This is a genomic window from Eggerthella sp. (genome assembly GCF_048329335.1).
GTDB classification, from domain to species: Bacteria; Actinomycetota; Coriobacteriia; order Coriobacteriales; family Eggerthellaceae; genus Eggerthella; species Eggerthella lenta.
Genome location: NZ_DBFEGU010000082.1, coordinates 1 through 4,995, shown reverse-complemented (window position 1 = coordinate 4,995; position 4,995 = coordinate 1). Strand labels below are relative to the sequence as shown.

The 4,995-nt window shown below is 65.3% G+C and carries 5 protein-coding genes and 1 pseudogene; all 6 read left to right on the top strand.

Annotated elements, in window-relative coordinates; all coding sequences use genetic code 11:
* Window positions 1-1,059 (top strand): hypothetical protein (locus tag ACMO6A_RS02590; RefSeq protein WP_418470738.1); only part of this gene is annotated, 1,059 nt, incomplete at its 5' end.
* 15 nt (window positions 1,060-1,074) lie between these two features.
* Complete coding sequence (locus tag ACMO6A_RS02585; protein WP_418470737.1) at window positions 1,075-2,037, top strand: hypothetical protein; 963 nt, start codon at window positions 1,075-1,077, stop codon at window positions 2,035-2,037.
* A gap of 13 nt (window positions 2,038-2,050) precedes the next feature.
* Window positions 2,051-2,794, top strand: a complete 744-nt coding sequence (locus ACMO6A_RS02580) for a hypothetical protein (RefSeq protein WP_418470736.1) — start codon at window positions 2,051-2,053, stop codon at window positions 2,792-2,794.
* Complete coding sequence (locus ACMO6A_RS02575; RefSeq protein ID WP_227791137.1) at window positions 2,794-3,189, top strand: hypothetical protein; 396 nt, start codon at window positions 2,794-2,796, stop codon at window positions 3,187-3,189. Before ACMO6A_RS02580 ends, ACMO6A_RS02575 begins: the two co-directional genes overlap by 1 nt.
* A 554-nt stretch (window positions 3,190-3,743) precedes the next feature.
* Window positions 3,744-4,733 (top strand): hypothetical protein, encoded by a 990-nt coding sequence (locus tag ACMO6A_RS02570; RefSeq protein WP_418470735.1) that lies wholly within the window; start codon window positions 3,744-3,746, stop codon window positions 4,731-4,733.
* Window positions 4,717-4,995 (top strand): annotated as a pseudogene (locus tag ACMO6A_RS02565) (hypothetical protein); the annotation flags it as partial. The gene ACMO6A_RS02570 and the pseudogene ACMO6A_RS02565, both read left to right, overlap by 17 nt.

Below are 4,995 nucleotides of genomic sequence, written 5' to 3'. Positions count from 1 at the left end.
GTCGTGGACTCCCTGGTGCGCGAGAACGTCTTCTCCAAGATCGCGGCCATCACGGGCGTCGAATATGAGGACGTGTACGACCTCTGGCTCCACCATGACGCGAGCGAATGCAGCCGCCTGGTATTCCTGGGCGACCACCCGGATTGCGCCGTCGACCCAGACTGGCGCGATGGGTTCGATGACGTCCTCGGCCCCGCCGAGCAGGCACGCTATGACGAACTGTTCGCCGAGGAGGAGCATAGAAAAGCCGAATTCTTCGATTCGATCATGGTGGTCAACGAGATCCCCTTGGACAAGGTGCGCTGGGACGACCCCGTGGCGCTCGCAAATGGAATCGCCGCCGCCAAGCTCGCCGAGAAGATCGACGGGCCGAGCGCGGAGACGGGTGAGCGAATCGCCCTTTTCAACAAGAAACTCAAGCGCATCCACAACGAACCGCTCCGCAAACAGCTGGAACAGATCGAAAGCCAGGTCGACGATTTGACAGTGAAGGCGAGCATCTATGACGAGATGCGCCAAATCGGCGAGCATACAGACCCTGAGGACATCCGCGCCGTCGAGGGCAGCGTCAGCATGACCGGCGCGCTCATGGCCGCCGCGATGGCGAGCTACGACCTGTCATGCGGCCTTGTCGACGATAAGCATATCGAGCGATACGACAACGTCATCACCGCCCTCGAGGAGCGCATGGGATTCGGCGCCGGGATGCTCTCCGTGCAGACCGAGGTCGGCGAGCTCGTCGCCAACGCCAAAAAGGACGGCATCAGCGTCGGCATGAACCTGCCCGGCGGCAAGTGCGTCGATATCGCCTTCGTTGATGCGGACCCGGCGGCCGGCGACCTCTACCCGACGCCAGTGCGCGCCTTCACCTACAACGGACGCGACGAGGAGCCGGATCACCGCGCCGACGTGCATCTCGACGGCGCCATGGTCCTCGAGGGGCAGACGTGCGCCGAGACGCCGGCGCACGTCCCCGGCGATGTGGCCGCGGCGGCCAGGGAGGCAGCCGCGAAGAGCGCGGAGCGCGATGCCGACGGCACTCACGACATCAAGCACTAGGCGGGAGGCATAGCCATGGAAGAGACCTATCAGCTCATCGAGGGTTCACCGACGCTGCACGACCTGGACGCGGAGAACGGCTTCCTCTGGTGCCCGCTCGGGTACTCCGAGCGCCTGAACGAGCCGGGCATCCTTGTCAGCCGTCTCGATGACGGCAGCTACGACGTGAGACTCGGGATCGGGCTCGACAGCCCTGTGCGATTCGCGATCAGGGACCTCGAGTGGTCCTGGATGGACATGGTGATGGATGAGACCGTTGAGCTCACCTTCCCGGACGACATGGCGCTCAACGACTGGATCGCGAGCGAGACGACCGCCACCGGCGCTGCGTGGGCGCGATGCTTCAACCCCTATTGCGGTCCCGACGAGAAGACGTTGAACACCTCTGAAATCATCGATACGCTAAAACGCTTCGAGAGCCCTTCGTATCTCGTGCGCGGTCCCATCGAGAATATCGAGAGCCTACCGGTCGGGTACTACTGGTCCCCCGACGCCGTCGACCCCGATCCGTCCTATAACGGCTACCTTCTGAACGTGTTCGCCGGTTTTGACGGCCACGGGTTCCCGGCCAAGTCCTTCGAGCTCTTCGGCGGAGTCACGCTGAACGACGTGCCCTCCTTCGGGTTCGACGACGGCTGGGACGGGTCGTGCCTCAACCGCCTCGACTGGTTCGAGGACGCCATCGGCATGGATGGCAACGGCCTCACCGCCGGCCTCGTCACCGATGACCTGGATTCCATCAAATCGCTCGTCGCGCGCTGTCCCGCCTGGATCGAGTGCCTTCCCTCTTACAGCGCAAAGGCGGCCAAGGGTGTCGATGATGTGGTCCAGGCAGTAAAGACATATCGGGCAAACGCCAAAAGGGCATTCAGGGAGTCAATCCCCGGGCGTATCCCAGAGTGCCTGTTCGAGGGCGCGAGGGCCGCGGCGTCAAAGACCGCCGGCGGTGCCGATATCGGCACTGGGCCCCATATCTAGGAGGACGATCTGAATGGACTACTTCTCCCGTAAACCCGATTTCCCGACTTTCGAGGATATCTATATCGCCTGCGCGCAGGGCGCCATCGGGTTGGAGCGTCGCGAGGACGGGCTTGCCTGCCGCTTCGGCCAGGACGGTCCCGCCATCATGCTCCCCCAGGTCGCGTCCCAGGATGATGGCGTTCGGGGGCGTGCCGTCTGCGACGGCATCGCCGGGGCGCTGAAGGAGGACCCGGGGGTCCGAGCTGCCGCGGCCGGATGCCTGGACTCGTACTTCACCGAGGTTGCGGGGCGCGCACCCGTCGGCGAGACGTGCGGGAGCGATTGCCTTTTCGCATGCCATGTCGATATAGACGGCGTCTATGCGCAGCGCACCGGGGACCCGGACGGGCTTCGCGCCTACTGCGACCCCATTGGGGTCGGCTGGAACTACGGCCCGATCTATTACTTCCCGCATGAGTCCGTCGAGCAGATCGTCGGGCAGCTGTGCGAGGACGGGGACGACTTCCCCATTCTGTTCGACGGGGAGAACGTCATCGAGGCCTTCGACGGCTCGCCGGTGCATATGTCGGCGCCCGTCGAGGTGGATGGCGAGCGGGTATGGACCTGCGGCTACGACTTCTGCTGGGGCGAGACCGTCGCCCCCGATTTCAGCCGCGCCAGGGGGCACTTCCCCGACGCCACCGTGGCCGCCTGGGCGGCGGCGCGGAGCGTAAACGAATCTGATGGCTATTTGGGTATCAAGGATCGTATGTAATGAACGAGCGCATTTCCGTAATGACCGATTTCGGCGAGCTGATCGCCACGCCGTTCGCAGGCGGTATCAGCGTGGATATCAACCTGCCCGACGGCAAAAGCAGCGGGCAGCTCGCCTTCATCGAGGCGGCGCCGGTTGAGCTTCAGGATGACTACCCGACGCCGGTGCATGTCTTCACCTATGACGGGCGCGACTCGGAACCGGTGCACCGGACCGATGTCCATCTCGACGGGGAAGCCATGACGCTCGACCCCGTGAAGGGCGTGCCGGTGCATAACGCCGCGCAAGCGCATGGCGGTGATAGGCGTCCCGCAGATCTCGCCAAGGCCGCGAGCGCGGCGGCGAACCGAACTGCCGGTTCGCATGCGGACGAGGCCGGCGGCATCAAGCACTAGGGCGTCGATGCCTACCGGCTAACGGATCGTCTTTGCGGGATCGTCTCGGCGGCTGTCGGCTATGCCGGCGGCCGCCGATTTCTTTGCCGCGGCCGCGAGGGTGGCGGGAGATGCCTTCTCGAGGACGACGGCGACATTCCTGCGGGCCTGCTCGGCTCTCTCCAGGTCCGGCCTCCGCATACTTGGCCTCCGCGCGGCGCTTGGCGCCGTACAGATCCATGTACTTCGCTGCATTTGCCGTATGGTCTGGCGTCCGGTAGTCCAGTGCCGGCGGCGCGTCGATCGCCTGGAGCTCCGCCGGGCGCCATGTCGGGTTCTTCGCGGTATCCTCCAGGTCGTCCAGAAACCTCGCGATCATCTCGGCCCCTGGTGAGATATCCCTTCTGTCAAGACGAAAACGCAGGGAAAAACGAGCGGTACGCCCTGCTAGACGCATCGCGATTCCGAAAGCCCACGAGGACTCGCAAGGCGTCATTAAATGTAACTAATTGATTTGCTATGTACCATTCATAATGGTACATTGATAATTGTTTAGTTACATGAGGAGGCAGAGCATGAGGGAGTACGTCGAGAAGGCGCTGCACACGAGAGTCGATTGCGAGCCCGTCGACGCCTCGGGGCTCCCCCTCTACCTGAGGGGGCTGTACTCCCTGGAGCGCTGGACCGCCTTCGGCGTGCCGTTCGCCGTGGCCTCCCCCGTCGAAAGCCCGACGGTGAAGACCATGGCGAAGCACCGCGACGCCCTGGAGGCGGCCCTGGGGACCCCTGTGTCCTTCGCCCTCGAGGGCGCCACGGGCTACAGGGTCGGGCGGATGCTCGAGGCGGGCCTGCCCTTCATCGCCCCGGACAAGCAGGTGTACCTGCCGTTCCTGGGAATCGCGCTGAGCAGCGGGCGGAGCCACGCGCGCGACAGGCGGCAGACAGACGTTGGCGCGTTCTCGCCCCAGACGCAGCGCCTCGCGCTCATGGCGCTCTACGGCGACCTCGACGGCGCCAGCGTCACCCAGGCGGCAGGCCTCCTCGGCGCGGCGAAGATGACCGCCTCGCGCGCATTCGACGAGCTCGCGGCCGCCGACCCCTCCATCGTCGGCACCGAGGGACGCCGGCGGGTGCTGCGCCCCGGCAGGGACAAGATGGCGATGTGGCATCGCTTGGAGCCGCGCATGTCTAGTCCGGTCGCGAGGGAGCACCGCCTGGGCCGCGTGCCCGACATGGATCTCCCGCTGGGAGGGATCTCGGCGCTGTGCGGACTCTCGATGCTGCAGGACGACCCCTGGCCGACTTTCGCCGCGACCAAGGCGCAGGAGCGCGCTCTGGGGCTGGCGGCCGCCGCGCGCGACACTGGTCTCGACGAGCCAGAGGATCCCGCGTGCGTGGTGCAGGTGCTGCGCTACGAGCCCGTGCCGGCGCTGGGATGCGCGGTCGACCCGCTTTCGGCCATCCTGTCCCTTCCCGCCGACGAGAGGGACGACCCGCGCATCGCGGGCGAAATCGAGAACGTTTTGACCCGAGTGCTTGGAGGCGATCATGAGGGGAATCGATAAGTTCAAGGAGCGCTTCGCGGGCCATGACGGCGAGTACGTCCTGATCGGCGGCGGCGCCTGCGACCTGCTGTTCGGCGAGGCCGGGCAGGACTTCAGGGCCACCAAGGACCTCGACCTGGTCCTTTTGGTGGAGGCGCTGACGCCCGAGTTCGGCCAGGTCTTCTGGGATTTCGTCAAGGAGGGCGGGTACGAGAACAGGCAGAAGAGCAGCGGAAAGCCGCAGTTCTACCGGTTCTCCAAGCCGGAGGACCCGGCCTTCCCC